Source organism: Paracoccus maritimus (assembly GCF_025195095.1).
GTDB lineage: Bacteria > Pseudomonadota > Alphaproteobacteria > Rhodobacterales > Rhodobacteraceae > Paracoccus > Paracoccus maritimus.
Window position 1 is genome coordinate 18,980 of record NZ_JANAVZ010000014.1, and the last position, 14,309, is coordinate 33,288.

Here is a 14,309-nt window from a genome sequence, read left to right on the forward strand (position 1 = left end):
GGGCCAACCTGACCCCACGTTCTCGGGACGGTGCCACCGAAGACATACCCTGCAAGAAGAGGCTCGCTTCCATCTGGTAGGCCCTCGCTGTGTGTCCCGATGCTCTTCCAGTTAGGACCTCGCGACCCGAAAGATGTGGATTTCGCAAAACAGGGTTTCGAATTTTCACAGGTCGTGGATAATTTGCGTGTCGGCCAACCGAGGCCGGACATCACTTCGTCCAGGGAGTCGCTGCTGGCTTCGATCAACTCGACCATGCGGTGAAGAACGCAGGCATGGCAGCGGCGGCGGAATATGGCAGACTTCATGGCAGCGTACAATTTCGCGGGCCGGCTAAAGACCCTCGGGGGGGGGCCGCATGCCTTATGTATACATCTGCAAGATCTGGCTCAGAGCCGGACAGATTCGTCCTAAATCCGTTCAACCATCTGCTGGGGCTGAACACCGTTTGGACAGACCACGTTCGCTAGCTGGCCGATCTCGCCTCCCCTCATTGTCTCGAACAGACGTCGGCCCATTTGCGGCACAGCGAGCATAAGGAAGAGAGTGTTACATGATAGCAGCAAACACTGTGCCCGATCGGGGAAGTGTCGGGGCGGCTCGGGGTCAGCCCGAATTCGCTCCAAACCTGGAAGAAGAATTTCGAAGGCATCTTAATTGATGGGCCGTATCATGACGGATATCGGCGTAGCGCATATAAAGCAGGTTCGCAGAGTTTCAGATGCATGATGATGCGCGACGATCTGAGGACCTGAAAACCTTTCTGATGAAGGCATAGAGGGCCTCGCGTGCCGCGGTCAGGTCGTCCAGGCCCGGGGACCACCTGGCCAAGTCGCCGAGCAGCATCTTGCTTGCGATGCCATAAGCGTAGGCATGAGCCATGGCGACCATCAGCGGCAGGTTTTCGTCTGGGTCAAGAGCGCCGCACTCTTGGGCTCGAACCAGCATCCGCAGCATCAACTCATGCAAGGCCTTCTCATATTGCATGAGCTGCGCGTTAAGCTCAAATTGACTGGCCGGCATCGACCCGATGATCCGAAATTCCCGAGGGAAGTGATAGGCCCACTCAATGTAGGCGTCGGCCAGAGCCTCGAACTGAGCGACAGGATCCTGCTGGTCGACCTTTACGACAGTTCTGACGCACTGATCGTGCAGCAGCGCAATCGCCCTTTCAGCCATCGCGACCAAGAGCTGTCGATCATCCGCGAACAGCCCGGAAAGCGCGCCGTCCGGAATCTCAAGTCGTTCCTCGACTTCGCTCAGGGCCGGCGGGTGAGGCGATTCCGACATGAAAGCTGTGATTGCCTCAACCGCCTCGTCATAGAGCCGGACCGGCGCAACCGCTTGATCATGCATGTCATGCTCCATCCCGTTGCCTGCGGGCGCGAAAACAACAAAAAAGGGAACCGACAATGACGCGCTCGTCGAGAGTTTACGTTAGGGCAACATGGCTGGCAATATCATGTCTGCGCAAATGAAACGAAGGACGTAGTGAAGCAACAGAAATCGTGATCCGCTCACCGACCATGGATAACCACGTGGAGCCATGGTCCTGTCGCTGCGCTTTAGCTGCATAGGAACCTGTCATGCACCCGCATCTTCAAGGTCGTCGCCGCGGTCCATTTCTGACGGATCATTGATAAGACCCCCTTGATGAAGATATTGCTGATCTCAGCCAGCCACCCTGAATCCCAAATTGCCGGTCGAGCTCTCCGGGTCGTTTCTCGTCCGCGAATGGACATGGTAGCGATCGCAATAGCTGTCGTGGCACAGATACGACCCACCGCGCTGGACACGTGGCGCGGCAGGCTCGGCGGCGAGGGGATCTCGGGCGGGATCGCGTGGCGGCAGGCGGACGGGCTCGGGCAGCGGGCCGAAGCTGTCATTCGTCCATTCCCAGACATTGCCGGTCATGTTGTAAAGCCCGTAGCCGTTCGGCGCGAAGGATCCGACCGGCAGACTGCCGGTCCAGGTCGCTCCAGCGTCGGCGTGATGTGGGAAACGGCCTTGGAAGGTATTCATTGCCCGGGCGCCATTCGGCATCATCTCGTCGCCCCAAGGGAATTTGCGCTTGGCAAGCCCCCCGCGGGCGGCGCGTTCCCATTGCGCCTCGGACGGCAGGCGAAGGCCCGCCCAGGTGCAGTAGGCCACCGCGTCGTACCAGGCAATGTGGACGGCGGGGTGATCCTCGCGCCCAGCGAATGTCGATCCCGGACCTTCGGGGGCCGACCAGCAGGCGCCGTTGACGCGGCGCCACCATGGCAGGCCCGGCGGGTGCTGGGGCCAGGCGGTGGGATCGGGCAGCAGCAGGTGGAAGACATAGCTCCAACCCTCCTGCTCGGCGACGGTCCGGTAGCCCGTGGCGGCAGCAAAGCGTGCGTATTCCGAGGTGGTGACGGCTGTGGCCGAGATCAGAAAGGGCGCGACCCTGACCTTGCGCCGCGGACTGTCGAGGTCGGCCGGAAAGCGCGATCGGCGAGCGCCCATCTCGAAGATGCCGCCGGGTATGGGCACCAGCGCGTTGAGCAGGGCAGCCTGCTCAGCCTCAGGGGCGGGCGCGACGGCGCGGGCAGCGTCCAGATAGGCCGCGCCAGGCCCGGCGCCTGCACTCTTGCGGCTTGCGCCGCAGCAGCCCGCCCCCGACTGTTGTTCTGCCATGTCCGCCCCCATTCCTGCCCCTTATTCCGCTGCGCCGATGATGTCGCGACGCTGCTTGTCCAATTCCTCGCTGTAGCGGCGGAGGGTGTGGGCCTCGGTCAGAATGCCCAGGACACGCCGCTCGACCCGGTCGCTGACCACGGCCAGGGCCTCAGTCCGGCTGGTCTCGAACAGGGCGGCGGCCTGGCGAGCGTTCATGACCGGCAACAGGATCTCGGCCTGCTGACGGAAGAAGTCGGACAGATTGGTGCTTGGCTCGGCCGCATCCGCATCGGCGTGGATCTCGGGCACCAACACCATCGCGGCATAGGCGTTACCGGCATCCGCCACAATCACCCGCTGCGTAGAGCCCAGAGGAAAGGCCTGGCGGAACTCGTCCGGGGTCATGTCAGCCCGCGCGGTCACCACGTCGCGCCGCATCAGCCGGTCCACGGTCAGGTTGCGGATCCAGCCGACATCGTGCGCGCTGCGGATCGTCTCTCCGCGCAGATGGAAGCGCCAAGTGCTAAAGGAATATCCGAAGACCTGCCGGACCACCAGCGACGAGGTGATGGAGGCCGCCAGCACCAGCACCGCGATCGGAAACTCGCCCGTCACTTCTAGCGCGAGGAACGTCATCGCCAGCGGCCCGCCGATCACGGCGACGCCGAATGCGCTCATCCCGATGACCGCCAGCGCGGCAGAGGACAGCGTCCCGGGGGCCAGCCATTCCAGCGGCACCGATAGCGCCTTGCCCACCAATGCCCCCAGCAGAAGTGAGGCGAAGAACAGCCCGCCCCGAAACCCCGAGCCGATGGTCAGTGCCGTCGCCAGCGCCTTTAGGGCGAACAGCCCCGCCAGCGCGGTCCAGGCGACGTCATGTTCCAAGTTCAGATGCATCGCGCCATGCCCCGCCGACATCACCTGCGGCGAGACCAGCGCAAGGCCGCCCACCAGCAGCCCGCCGATGGCCGGCCGCGCCCAGACCGGAATGCGGGCCAGGCTGGCCAGACGCTCGGTCCGGGTAACGCCGATCATTACCAGAATGCCAAGGCCCGCGCAGATCCCGCCCATTGCCAAAGCGGGCAGGAAATCGGCGGCGTTGATCAGCCCGATGGGGCCGACCTCGATCGTGAAGGCCGTGCCGGTCAGCGCGCGCGAGACCAGCATCGCGGTGATGGCGGCCGCAATCACCGGCGCCAACGAGACGGTGCTGTAGGTGCCGATGATCAGCTCGAACGCGTAGAAGGCACCCGTCAGGGGCGCGCCGAAGGCCGCCGCGATGGCGCCGGCGGCCCCGCAGCCGACCAGCACGCGCATGTCTTCGCGCCGCAATTGCAGCTTGACCCCCATTCGCGCGCATGGGCCGCTCGTTCGAGATCGCGCAGGAGGTCCAACAGTTGCCGGCCATCATCGCCCTTGTGGCGGCCGGGTTCGGCTATACCCTCCTTCCCGCATCGGCAACGGGGCTGTCGATCCCAGGGCTGGTCTACCGCCGGATCGACCCTGCCGACGATCCCCGTGCGCGGGTCGTGCTGGCGTGGCGGGAACACGAGAGCAATCCACTGGTCCAGCAGTTCATTCAGGCGGCGCTGCAATGCGGCCGGGACAGGCAACGCAAACACGGCCGAGCGGGGCCGGGTGCCGGATCAACCGGATAAGCACCGATCCCGACCGCCATCGGTCGCCATGAGGATCGCGCGCCGCAGCCGCGCCGTAAAATCCTGGGTAAAGGCCCGCCTTGCGACCATCTCTCGGCAGCACAGACTGACGGGCATGTCCCACAGCGGCTCGTCCAGCGGCAGCGTCACGAGGTTCTCGTCGCGCATAGCATCCGCGAGTATCGAGATCTCGATCGTGACCGCGTCGCGGCCCCGCACAACTTGCTCAGCGCCGCGACGGAATTGGCGTGCATGTCGATCCGTGGCGGCGCCCTGCCATGCCGTGCGGTCAGCAGCGCGGCCAATTGCATGAAGCTGTCGTCGTTGTAAAGCCGGCCTCAGGATGAACAGGCCATGGTGGCGTAGCGCCATCGTCGGCTAGGCCGCCCTTGCCATCAGAGACGGACCGAGGGAAGCCCACAATCTTCTGCAAAGCCTTGCGGAGTGCGCCTTGGAAATTGCCCGCCGTCCGCGGCTCATAAGCTGTAGCCGGATGGCCGAACGGGCACGCGTGGCCGGTACGGATCGTCGTGGCGGACATGGCCGCGTTCGACAGGTTCTATGAGGCTTTGACCGCCGCGGTCGGGCTGCGGAGCGTAAACTCCGTTTTTGCTCTCGAAACTGTACGGACCACTACATCCCTTCGCTTGGGCGTGTCGATCGCAGGATGATGCCTGCCCGATAATGCCGACCACGTCGCCTCGAGGCTCGGTCAGGCCTGATCCGCCGCTAAGGGCAACTGGAACCGCGCTTGAAACCCATCTGCCGCTCCGGGTCTCGGCGACGCCAGTGTCAGTCTGCTTCCCGTCCGGTTGGCGATCGCGGCAACGATGGTGAGACCGAGCCCGCTGCCGCCAGGTTTCTGCGCGTCCTTCTGGAAACGGTCCGTCAGCCGCGCAAGGCGATCGCGCTCGATCACGGGACCCGCGTTCGAGACGATCAGCTTGCCGTCAGGTGTCAGCAAGACCCTGACCTCACCACATGCTGCTCCATGCCGGAGCGCGTTCTCCACCAGGTTCCGACAGACGATCCCCAGAGCGTCTGGGTCGATTGTCGAGAGCACCGGGGTCTCGGGAAGGTCGAGCGCCAGGTCATGCGACTGAAGGCTGCGCATCATATCCTCGACGACGATACGCACGGCGGCCCGGGCATCGTGAGCCGTGTCCGACAGGAGGCGTCCGCCTTCGGCCCGCGCCATTTGCATCAGGCGTTCTGTCCGGCGCGTCAGCCGTTTCAGAGTTTCCTCTATATCGGCTGCGCGCTGGACAACCGTCCGGTCTGCGGTTTCCGATCTGAGCCTCTGCGCCTGCGCGATGGCGCCGGCCAGCGGCGTTCTCAACTCGTGTGCCGCGTTCGCGGCAAAGCTGCGTTCGGCCTCGAACGCCGCGCGCAAGCGGTTGAGAAGGCCGTTCAGGGTTTCGGCCAGCGGACCAATCTCCGTCGGCAGATCACCCGCAGGCACCTCCGACAGGTCTCGGGCGCCACGCGCCTCAAGCCGCGCACGGAACTGGCGCAGGGGATCCAGGCTGAAGCGGACGGCCAGGATGATGGCCGCAAGCGCGACCGGCAGGACGATCAGCAGCGGCAGGCCGAGCCCCATCTGGATCTCCCGCGCGACCGACGCGCGATGGGCCAGCGGCTCGGCCACGGTGATCCGGATCGTGTCCTGAAGCGCCGCGTCACTATAAAGGCGATGGGTGGCGGTCTGCCGGAACCCCGGTCCGTCCCAGGGCGGGAACACGGCGGGGTCGGCCGCATGAGATTGCAGCAGGATGCGCCCCTCGGCGTCGCGGACGAGGTAGGTGAAGAACTCGTCGTGCTCCCGGATGGGCGCGAGCCGTTGCGTCACGCCCTGATCTTCCCGGCCGACGATGTCGGTCACCGCAAGCGGCAGGATCCGTTCCGCAGTCTCCCGCAGGGCGCTGTCGAAGACCTCGTCCAACTCGCCCCGGACGATCACGGCCGTCACCGTCGCCGCCAGCAGCCACAGCACCGTCAGCGCGAGGCCGAGCGAAAGGCCGAGTCTGCCCTGAAGGCTGGCGGGCCATCTCATGGACGGCCTAGCCTGTAGCCCATGCCGCGCTCGGTCTCAATGACCGCCGTACCCAGCTTCTTGCGCAGGCGGCTTACATGGACTTCAATGGTGTTGCTCTCCACCTCGGCGTCGAAGGCGTAGAGCTTCTCCTCCAGCTGCGCTTTGGATAAAAGCTGACCGGGGCGCGCGAGAAAGGCTTCGAACAGCGCCCATTCCCGTGCGGTCAGTTGCACCGGCTTTCCGTCGCGATGAACGCTGCGGGCGGCAAGATCGATTTCCAGCGGCCCGTGGGTGACGATGGGGTTCGGGTTGCCGCTGTAGCGTCGAGCGACAGATCCAATGCGCGCGGACAACTCTGCAAGATCGAAGGGCTTCACGAGATAATCGTCGGCGCCCGCGTTCAGCCCCTCGATCCGGTCCGACACCTGATCAAGCGCGGTCAGGATGATGACCGGTGTCACGTCTCCGCGCGCGCGCAGGCTCTTCAGGAAGCCGATCCCGCGCCCGTCCGGCAGCATCAGGTCGAGCAGGATCAGGTCGTAGGACGTGGATTTCGCCGCGTCGCCGGCCGCATCGAGGCGCATTACCCAATCGACCGACTGCCCATCGGCCGCGATCTGGTCGCGCACCGCCGCGCCAAGCACCGTGTCGTCCTCGATCAGCAGGATGCGCATGCTCGTCCCCCTCCTCTTCCGATGACCCTCCATGATCCGTCTGGCTGACACGAAGCTGAAGCGGCGGCGCACGTCCCTTCAGGCTGCCGTCAGCTTCGCCGCGCATGAATTGCGTCAAGATGGCCGTAGCGAGGAGTTTGGCCCATGAAGAAGACATTGACAATTCTCGGCTTTCTCGCGGTCTTTCCGGCCGGTGTCGCGCTGGCGGACGACGACTGCTTCGTGCCGATGGCCGACTGGCAGCCGCGCGACGCCGTCGCCCGGCTGGCCGAGGAGAACGGCTGGACGGTGCGCCGGATCAAGATCGACGACGGCTGCTACGAGATCGACGGTCGGGACGCCGAGGGTCGCCGGATCGAGGTGACCGTTCATCCGGCGACGCTGCAGGTGATCGAGTTCGAATACGAGGACGAGGACGAGGACCATCGCCCCCGCCGGGATCGCGAAGGAGGTGACGATGACTGACGCAATCTCGCACCAGTCGCCAGAGAGGGGCACGGGGCCGAGCAGCAAGGTCCGTGTCTGGGATCCGCTGGTCCGCGTGTTCCATTGGGGCCTGGTCGCAGCCTTCGCAACCGCATGGCTGACTGCGGACGAACTGCAACCCGTCCATGAGTTCGCAGGCTACACCGTCGCCGGACTTGTGGCCTTCCGGCTGGTCTGGGGCCTCGTCGGCAGTCGCTACGCGCGCTTCGCCCAGTTCCTGAAAGGCCCCGGCGAGACGCTGGCCTATCTCGGGGACATGACCAGCGGACGCGAGCGGCGCTACCTTGGCCACAACCCGGCGGGCGCGGCGATGGTCGTGGCGCTGCTGGTCACGCTGTCGGGGACAGCTTTCACCGGCTGGCTCATGGAGGACGAAGCCCGTCTGGCGATGCTTCCGTCCATGCCCGCCATCGTGGCGCCCGCTTGGGCCGACGACGACGGTGACGAGCGGGAATATGGCGCGCGGGGCGAGGTCGAGGGACCGCTGAAGGAGGTCCACGAGACGCTCGCCAACCTGATGCTGCTGCTGGCCGCGCTGCATGTGGGCGGCGTCGTGCTGGCATCCTTCCGTCACCACGAGAACCTGGCGCGCGCCATGGTGACAGGCGATAAACGCGGGCCCGGTCCCGGCGACATCGCCTGACCGCACCCAAACCCAAGGCCGACCATCCCTGCGGCGCCCCCTTGGCCTCGCCCTCACGGGCGGGGCCTTTTTCTTTCGGAAGCCGCTCTTTTCCTGACGGCAAGCTGAAGCGGGAATCGCCGATGCGTCAGGAAGCCCTCAGGTCGCGTCTCCAGATTGTTGTCAGCAGATGACAAGGAGACCCTGCCATGAAGAAGACCCTGACACTTCTGGTCGCTTCCACGGCGCTGACCGCCGCGATCGGCGTCCCCGCCTGGAGCGCTATGCAAGCCCCGTCCGACGTCCTTCGGCCCGTCGCCGCGCTCTTCGACGACGCGACGCACGCCATGCCGCTCGTTCTCGCAAGCGGCGACGACGATGACGACGACGATCACCGGCGGGACGGCTCGCGGCGTGATCACGACGACGACGATGACGATGACTGCGATGACGATGACGATGACGATGATTGCCGGGGCGGCGCTCGCAATCCCGCGCCCGCCGGCACGGTCGCCCCGCCGCAGAACGGCCTCTTCGGGAACGGCGCCCCTCCGCAGGTTCAGGTGAACTGAACCGCTCTCGAGCCCCTCTCCGAACAAGGATCATCCCGATGAAATCCCTTCTCGCAACGCTCGCGCTGACCACGGCGCTGACGCTTCCCGGCCTCGCCACGGCGCGGCCGGTGACCCTGACCACGACACTCAACAATTACGGCGGAGACGGCGCCTATCTCGCGCTTTACGTCACCGACGCCTCGGGCGCCTATGCCGGTAGTCTCTGGATGGCCGGCGGCAAGTCCAAATACTACGAGCACCTGAGCGACTGGTACCGCGCCACCGGCGGCGACACCGCGCAGGTAAACGGCATCACCGGCGCCAGCGTCGGCGCGGGCCGTACGCTCGAGATTACACTCGACCTCGCCGACGCACTCTTCGACGCGGGGTACACGCTCCACATCGATGCGGCCGTCGAGGACATGCGCGACAGCCCGAACGAGGTGGCCGTCCCGCTCGCGACCGATAGCACGGGCACGCCGGTGACCGGGCGTCGGTACATCGCCAGCTTCGCCTACGACATGTGAGGAGCGGGGCCATGATCCGTGCACTCCATCGCTGGCCGGGTCTTCTGGCCCTCGCGCTCGTCACCATCCTGAGCCTGAGCGGCGCGGTTCTGTCGGTCTTCCCTGCGGCCGAGCGCATCGCCGCGCCGCAGGCGGAAGCCGGACTGACCGTCGCCGCTCTCGCGGACCGCGTCCAGGCCGTCTATCCGGGCGTCGAGCAAATCCGCCGGTCGCCCTCCGGTCGGATCACCGCCTACTGGTTCGATCAGGGCGCGCCGGGCGCCGCCGTGATCGACCCGGCGACGGGTGAGGGCGTGGCCTCGGCCGACCCGAACCATGCCGAACGCTGGCTGACCAACCTGCACCGGTCGCTGTTCCTCGGGGATGGTGGCCGCATCGCAATGGCTGCAGGGGCTGCCGCCATGCTGGTCCTCACGCTCTCTGGCGCCGCGCTTGTCGTGCGGCGGGCGGGCGGCTGGCGGCACTGGTTCACGCGCTTGCGTGGTCCGCTCGCGGGCAGGCTGCACGTCGAGATCGCCCGGATCGCCGTCGTTGGCCTCGTTCTGTCCTCGACGACCGCCCTCTGGATGACTGCATCTACCTTCGATCTCCTGCCGGATGGGGGCGCCGTTCCGGCTATGCCGACCGAGGTAAGTGAAGAGACGGGGTTCGCTCCGGGCCAGATGGCCAATCTCCTGCAAACGCCCGTCGCCGAGTTGCGCGAGCTGAGCTTTCCCTATCCCGGCGACGCGACGGACATGTTCACGCTCAAGACGGACCGGGGAACCGGATATCTCGACCAGGGCGACGGGGCCCTCCTGGCGTGGGCCGACCTCACGGGATGGGAGCGCGTCTCGGAAACGATCTACATGCTGCACACCGGACAGGGGGCGGCGACGCTCGGCCTCATGCTCGGGCTCATGGCGCTCGGCGTGCCCGCGATGGGCGCGACCGGCGTCCTGGTCTGGCTCGCAGGGCGGCGCGGTCGGCCGCGCATCCGGGGCAATCAGCCTGCCGGTCGCGCCGAGACGGTCCTGCTCGTCGGCAGCGAGGGCGGCAGCACCTGGGGCTTTGCCGCGACACTGCACGCCGCGCTGACGCAAGCCGGGCAGAATGTCCATGTCGGCCCGATGTCGGGCTTCGCCCCGGAGCGCTACACCAACGCCCAGCGGATCATCCTGCTCGCCGCGACCTATGGCGACGGTGCGGCGCCGGCCTCGGCGAAAGGCTTTCTAGACCGGCTGAACGCTTCCGACAGGGCGCCCGCCATTCCTCTGGCCGTGCTCGGCTTTGGCGACCGCGGCTTTCCGGCCTATTGCGCCTTCGCCAGGAACGTCGCGGCAGCGGCGCAGGCGAAGGGTTGGCTCGAGCTTCTGTCGCTCGACACGATCGACCGGCAATCGCCGCAGGATTTCGCACGCTGGGGTCGTGCGCTCGGAGACGCTCTCGGCATCGAACTCGAACTGTCGCATCAGCCAGTCCTGCCGCAAACGACCACGCTGACCCTCGTCTCGCGGCGCGACTATGGCGCTGAAGTGCAGGCCCCGACGGCGATCCTTCGTTTCGCGGTACCGCAGGCCTCGCTCTGGCAACGGCTGCGAGGGGCGGGCTTCGCGCGGTTCGAGGCCGGCGACCTGGTTGGAATCCTCCCGGTGGGAAGCTCCGTCCCGCGGCTCTACTCGCTCGCCTCCGCGCGCCGCGACGGCTTTGTCGAGATTGTCGTGAAGAAGCATCCCGGCGGCCTTTGCTCGGGTCAGCTCACGGCGCTGGAACCTGGCGACACGGTGAGCGCTTTCCTGCGCCCCAACCCCGGTTTCCGACCGGGGCGGGGCCGGGCACCGCTGATCCTGATCGGCGCGGGGACCGGCATCGGGCCGTTCGCGGGCTTTGTGCGCGGCAACGCGCGCGGCAGGCCGATCCACCTCTTCTTCGGTATGCGCCATCCCGACAGCGATTTCTTCTACGGCGAGCAATTCCACGGCTGGCAGGACGATGGGCATCTGACCCGGCTGGTCACGGCCGTCTCGCGCGGGGCGCGTCCCCACTATGTCCAGGACGCGCTGCGCGGCGAGGCCACTCAGGTCGCGGAGCTCATCCGCAATGGGGCGCGCGTGATGGTCTGCGGTGGACGGGACATGGCCGCCGGCGTGGCCGGGGCGCTGGCCGAGATCCTCGCACCGGCCGGGCTGACGCCGGCGGTCCTGAAGGCGGAGGGGCGGTATGTCGAAGATGTCTACTGAGCGCGCCCGCATCGCTGTGAACGGACCGACCATGGGCACGCGCTGGCAGGCCACGTTCTTCGCGGAGCCTGGCTTCGACCCGGCCCCGATCCGTGCGGCGCTGCAGGCGGCCGTGGAAGAGGTGGACGGACAGATGTCGACCTGGAACGCGGGCAGCGACCTGATGCGGCTCAACGCGGCGCCGATGGGAGAATGGGTGGCGGTGCCCGCGCAACTGGCTGCAGTCCTGCGCCTCGGCCTCGGGATCGGGCGCGCCTCGGGCGGGGCGTTCGACATTGGCATGGGCGACGCGGTGACGGCCTGGGGCTTCGGGCCCGGGGACGCCGCGCCGGATGGCATCCGCGCCGCGATGACCGCCTCGCGCCGCCCGGCACATGAGGCGCTGGAGATGGACGATGCCCGAATGCGCAAGGTCGCGCCCATCGCGCTCGACCTCAACGGCATCGCCAAGGGCTATGGGGTCGACCGGCTCGCCGAGACCTTGCGCGACCATGGAATCGTTGACGCCCTCGTCGGGATCGATGGCGAGATGCGTGCAATGGGCCTCCGGCCGGACGGCGAGGCCTGGACCATCGCGGTCGAGGCGCCGGACGCCGAGCGCCGGACGCCGCATTCGATCCTCGCGCTTCAGGATGCCGCAGTCGCGACCTCGGGCGACTACCGTCACTGGGTCGAGGTGCAGGGGCGACGCCTGTCCCACACGATGGACCCGAGGCGAGGCGCGCCGCTGATCGCGTCGCCGGCCTCCGTCACCGTCGTGGCTCGAACCTGTGCCGAAGCCGATGCGTGGGCGACGGCCCTCATGGTGCTTGGGCCGGACAAGGGCGCGACGCTCGCAAGACGAAGCGGGCTCGACGCCCTGTTCCTCTTGCGCGATGATGATGCAAGCGCACGAGGCGTAGGGGTCGGACGACTATTTTCCGAAGAGCCAGCGGCAATCGCCTCAGCCGAGGGGAGATAGGCCGCATGGAGACGACACGGACAGACCGCTTCAAGACGGCTATCCTGCTCATTGCCGCTACCGGCCTGATTGCGGGACTTGCCTTCTATTTTTCCGGCCGACCCGAAGCAGCGAACCTGATCTGGATCGCCGGGGTCGTTCCCGCGCTCTCAGCGCTGGTGGTCGAGATCCTGCGCAGCCTGCGCGACGGCGAGGTGGGCCTCGACATCGTCGCGGCGCTGTCGATGTCGGCGGCGCTCGCCTTTGGCGAGACGCTCGCCGCGGCGGTCGTCGCGGTGATGTATTCCGGTGGCACATTCCTAGAAGCCTTCGCCGAAGGCCGCGCGCGGCGCGAAATGCATGACCTTCTCTCCCGCGTGCCCCGAAGCGCGACCCGGCACCGCAACGGCGGGCTGGAGGAGGTGCCCCTCAACGAGATCGCGCCGGGCGACCGTCTCCTGATCCGACAGGGCGACGTGGTGCCGGTGGACGGCATGGTGGCCTCGCAGACGGCCTTCGTCGACACCTCCGCGCTGACGGGCGAGTCCCTGCCGGTGCGCCTCGCCCACGGCGCCGATGCCATGAGTGGCTCGACCAATGCGGGCGAAGCCTTCGACCTGACGGCGACGAGAGAAGCCAAGGACAGCACCTATGCCGGGATCGTCCGGCTGGTCGAGGAGGCGCAGGCGTCCAAGGCGCCGATGTCGCGGCTGGCCGACCGCTGGTCGCTCGGATTTCTCGCGGTCACGGTCAGCATCGCCTTCGCAGCCTGGTGGGTCTCCGGCGACCCGATCAGGACCGTCGCCGTGCTCGTCGTCGCCACGCCCTGTCCGTTGATCCTGGCCGTGCCGGTCGCACTCGTCGCCGGCCTGTCTCGCGCCGCGCATTTCGGTGTGCTCATCAAGGGCGCGGGACCGCTGGAGACGATGGCGCGCATCCGAACGCTGATCCTCGACAAGACCGGCACGCTGACCGACGGGCGACCGCAGATCGTTTCGATCGATAGTCACGACGGAATGGCCGAGGACGACATCCTGCGCCTCGCCGCAGCGCTCGACCAGGCCTCGAAGCACCCCGTTGCGCAGGCCATCGTCGCAGCCGCGAAGGCACGGGGCTTCACGCTGCCCGTTCCGTCAGACGTGGCGGAAATCCCGGGCGAAGGAGTCGTGGGCCATGTCGAAGGCCGGAAGGTCATCGTCGGCGGGGATGCCTTCGTCGCGTCCCGCGCCGGACGGCGGCCCGGTGATCATTCCGTCATTGCCGCCGGCTCGGTCCACGTCGCCGTCGCCGTCGACGGGCACATGGCGGGCCACCTCGTCATGTCGGACCCCCTGCGCGAAGGCGCGGGCGCGATGCTCGACGGTCTGCGCCGCGAGGGGATCGCGCGTATCCTGCTCGCCACAGGCGACCGCGCCGACGTGGCCGAGCGTGTCACAGAGGGGCTTGGGCTCGACGGTCTGCGGGCCGGGCTGACACCGGACCAGAAGGTCCTGCTCGTGCTGAGCGAGCGCAAGCACGGGCCGGTCATGATGGTGGGCGACGGCGTCAACGACGCGCCTGCACTCGCTGCGGCCGATGTGGGCGTTGCGATGGGCGCACGCGGCGCCGCAGCCTCGGCGGAGGCGGCGGACGTCGTGCTGCTCGTCGACCGTATCGACCGACTCGGGCCGGGGATCGAGATCGCGCGCAGTGCGCGCCGCATCGCTTTCGAAAGCGTTGTCGCAGGGATCGGCCTGTCGGTCATCGGCATGATCGCGGCGGCTTTGGGCTATCTCACTCCGGTGCAGGGGGCGCTCCTGCAGGAGGTCATCGACGTTGCTGTGATCCTGAACGCCCTCCGCGCGCTGCGCATCGCGCCCCATGAACCCACCACTCTGACGGGAAAGGATGCCTCCTCCGGGCAGGACGACATCGCGCAAGGAGCCACGCCATGAGCCGCCTCTCGCATTCCGAC

General features: G+C 67.0%; 14 protein-coding genes. 8 read left to right on the forward strand and 6 right to left on the reverse strand.

Going from position 1 to position 14,309, the window contains the following annotated elements:
• Nucleotides 1–717: 717 nt before the first annotated feature.
• The 3 genes from MU516_RS17120 to MU516_RS17130 all read right to left on the reverse strand — a co-directional run bounded on the left by MU516_RS17120 (nt 718) and on the right by MU516_RS17130 (nt 3,990).
• Nucleotides 718–1,356, reverse strand: coding sequence for a WHG domain-containing protein (locus MU516_RS17120; RefSeq protein WP_260278474.1), 639 nt, complete (start codon nt 1,354–1,356; stop codon nt 718–720).
• A 315-nt stretch (nt 1,357–1,671) separates the two neighbouring features.
• The gene (locus MU516_RS17125; protein ID WP_260278475.1) at nt 1,672–2,658 is read right to left on the reverse strand and encodes a formylglycine-generating enzyme family protein; all 987 of its coding nucleotides are present in this window, start codon (nt 2,656–2,658) and stop codon (nt 1,672–1,674) included.
• A gap of 21 nt (nt 2,659–2,679) precedes the next feature.
• Nucleotides 2,680–3,990 carry a chloride channel protein gene (locus MU516_RS17130; protein ID WP_260278476.1) on the reverse strand — a complete coding sequence of 437 codons (1,311 nt, stop codon included), beginning with the start codon at nt 3,988–3,990 and terminating at the stop codon, nt 2,680–2,682.
• 47 nt (nt 3,991–4,037) lie between these two features.
• Between MU516_RS17130 and MU516_RS17135 the strand changes: the two genes are divergently transcribed.
• Nucleotides 4,038–4,298 carry a LysR substrate-binding domain-containing protein gene (locus MU516_RS17135; RefSeq protein ID WP_260278477.1) on the forward strand — a complete coding sequence of 87 codons (261 nt, stop codon included), beginning with the start codon at nt 4,038–4,040 and terminating at the stop codon, nt 4,296–4,298.
• Here MU516_RS17135 and MU516_RS17140 read toward each other — a convergent pair.
• The 3 genes from MU516_RS17140 to MU516_RS17150 form a co-directional block, all read right to left on the reverse strand.
• Nucleotides 4,287–4,466, reverse strand: a complete 180-nt coding sequence (locus MU516_RS17140; protein ID WP_260278478.1) for a hypothetical protein — start codon at nt 4,464–4,466, stop codon at nt 4,287–4,289. The genes MU516_RS17135 and MU516_RS17140 overlap by 12 nt on opposite strands.
• A 544-nt stretch (nt 4,467–5,010) precedes the next feature.
• Nucleotides 5,011–6,351: an ATP-binding protein gene (locus MU516_RS17145; RefSeq protein WP_260278479.1), complete on the reverse strand. Its 1,341-nt coding sequence runs from the start codon at nt 6,349–6,351 to the stop codon at nt 5,011–5,013.
• Nucleotides 6,348–7,007: a response regulator transcription factor gene (locus tag MU516_RS17150; protein WP_260278480.1), complete on the reverse strand. Its 660-nt coding sequence runs from the start codon at nt 7,005–7,007 to the stop codon at nt 6,348–6,350. The genes MU516_RS17145 and MU516_RS17150 overlap by 4 nt, the downstream gene beginning before the upstream one ends.
• Nucleotides 7,008–7,151: 144 nt before the next feature.
• Here MU516_RS17150 and MU516_RS17155 point away from each other — a divergent pair, with 144 nt between their 5' ends.
• The 7 genes from MU516_RS17155 (at nt 7,152) to MU516_RS17185 (ending at nt 14,289) form a co-directional block, all read left to right on the forward strand.
• Entirely contained in the window at nt 7,152–7,472 is a 321-nt protein-coding gene (locus MU516_RS17155) for a PepSY domain-containing protein (RefSeq protein WP_260278481.1), read from the forward strand.
• On the forward strand, nt 7,465–8,136 hold the full coding sequence (locus MU516_RS17160; protein WP_260278482.1) for a cytochrome b/b6 domain-containing protein: 672 nt from the start codon (nt 7,465–7,467) through the stop codon (nt 8,134–8,136). The genes MU516_RS17155 and MU516_RS17160 overlap by 8 nt, the downstream gene beginning before the upstream one ends.
• Nucleotides 8,137–8,324: 188 nt before the next feature.
• A complete protein-coding gene (locus MU516_RS17165) occupies nt 8,325–8,687 on the forward strand; it encodes a hypothetical protein (protein ID WP_260278483.1) in 363 nt (120 codons plus the stop codon).
• A gap of 38 nt (nt 8,688–8,725) precedes the next feature.
• The gene (locus MU516_RS17170) at nt 8,726–9,196 is read left to right on the forward strand and encodes a DUF2271 domain-containing protein (protein ID WP_260278484.1); all 471 of its coding nucleotides are present in this window, start codon (nt 8,726–8,728) and stop codon (nt 9,194–9,196) included.
• Between the two features lie 11 nt (nt 9,197–9,207).
• Nucleotides 9,208–11,415, forward strand: a complete 2,208-nt coding sequence (locus tag MU516_RS17175) for a PepSY domain-containing protein (RefSeq protein ID WP_260278485.1) — start codon at nt 9,208–9,210, stop codon at nt 11,413–11,415.
• Nucleotides 11,396–12,376: an FAD:protein FMN transferase gene (locus tag MU516_RS17180; RefSeq protein WP_260278486.1), complete on the forward strand. Its 981-nt coding sequence runs from the start codon at nt 11,396–11,398 to the stop codon at nt 12,374–12,376. The genes MU516_RS17175 and MU516_RS17180 overlap by 20 nt, the downstream gene beginning before the upstream one ends.
• A 5-nt stretch (nt 12,377–12,381) precedes the next feature.
• Nucleotides 12,382–14,289: a heavy metal translocating P-type ATPase gene (locus MU516_RS17185; protein WP_260278487.1), complete on the forward strand. Its 1,908-nt coding sequence runs from the start codon at nt 12,382–12,384 to the stop codon at nt 14,287–14,289.
• Nucleotides 14,290–14,309 lie beyond the last annotated feature (20 nt).

Coding starts and splice junctions, on each gene's coding strand:
- MU516_RS17120 (WP_260278474.1), bottom strand. CDS start 1,356: ATGCATGATCAAGCGGTTGCGCCGGTCCGGCTCTATGACGAGGCGGTT.
- MU516_RS17125 (WP_260278475.1), bottom strand. CDS start 2,658: ATGGCAGAACAACAGTCGGGGGCGGGCTGCTGCGGCGCAAGCCGCAAG.
- MU516_RS17130 (WP_260278476.1), bottom strand. CDS start 3,990: ATGGGGGTCAAGCTGCAATTGCGGCGCGAAGACATGCGCGTGCTGGTC.
- MU516_RS17140 (WP_260278478.1), bottom strand. CDS start 4,466: ATGCGCGACGAGAACCTCGTGACGCTGCCGCTGGACGAGCCGCTGTGG.
- MU516_RS17145 (WP_260278479.1), bottom strand. CDS start 6,351: ATGAGATGGCCCGCCAGCCTTCAGGGCAGACTCGGCCTTTCGCTCGGC.
- MU516_RS17150 (WP_260278480.1), bottom strand. CDS start 7,007: ATGCGCATCCTGCTGATCGAGGACGACACGGTGCTTGGCGCGGCGGTG.
- MU516_RS17155 (WP_260278481.1), top strand. CDS start 7,152: ATGAAGAAGACATTGACAATTCTCGGCTTTCTCGCGGTCTTTCCGGCC.
- MU516_RS17160 (WP_260278482.1), top strand. CDS start 7,465: ATGACTGACGCAATCTCGCACCAGTCGCCAGAGAGGGGCACGGGGCCG.
- MU516_RS17165 (WP_260278483.1), top strand. CDS start 8,325: ATGAAGAAGACCCTGACACTTCTGGTCGCTTCCACGGCGCTGACCGCC.
- MU516_RS17170 (WP_260278484.1), top strand. CDS start 8,726: ATGAAATCCCTTCTCGCAACGCTCGCGCTGACCACGGCGCTGACGCTT.
- MU516_RS17175 (WP_260278485.1), top strand. CDS start 9,208: ATGATCCGTGCACTCCATCGCTGGCCGGGTCTTCTGGCCCTCGCGCTC.
- MU516_RS17180 (WP_260278486.1), top strand. CDS start 11,396: ATGTCGAAGATGTCTACTGAGCGCGCCCGCATCGCTGTGAACGGACCG.
- MU516_RS17185 (WP_260278487.1), top strand. CDS start 12,382: ATGGAGACGACACGGACAGACCGCTTCAAGACGGCTATCCTGCTCATT.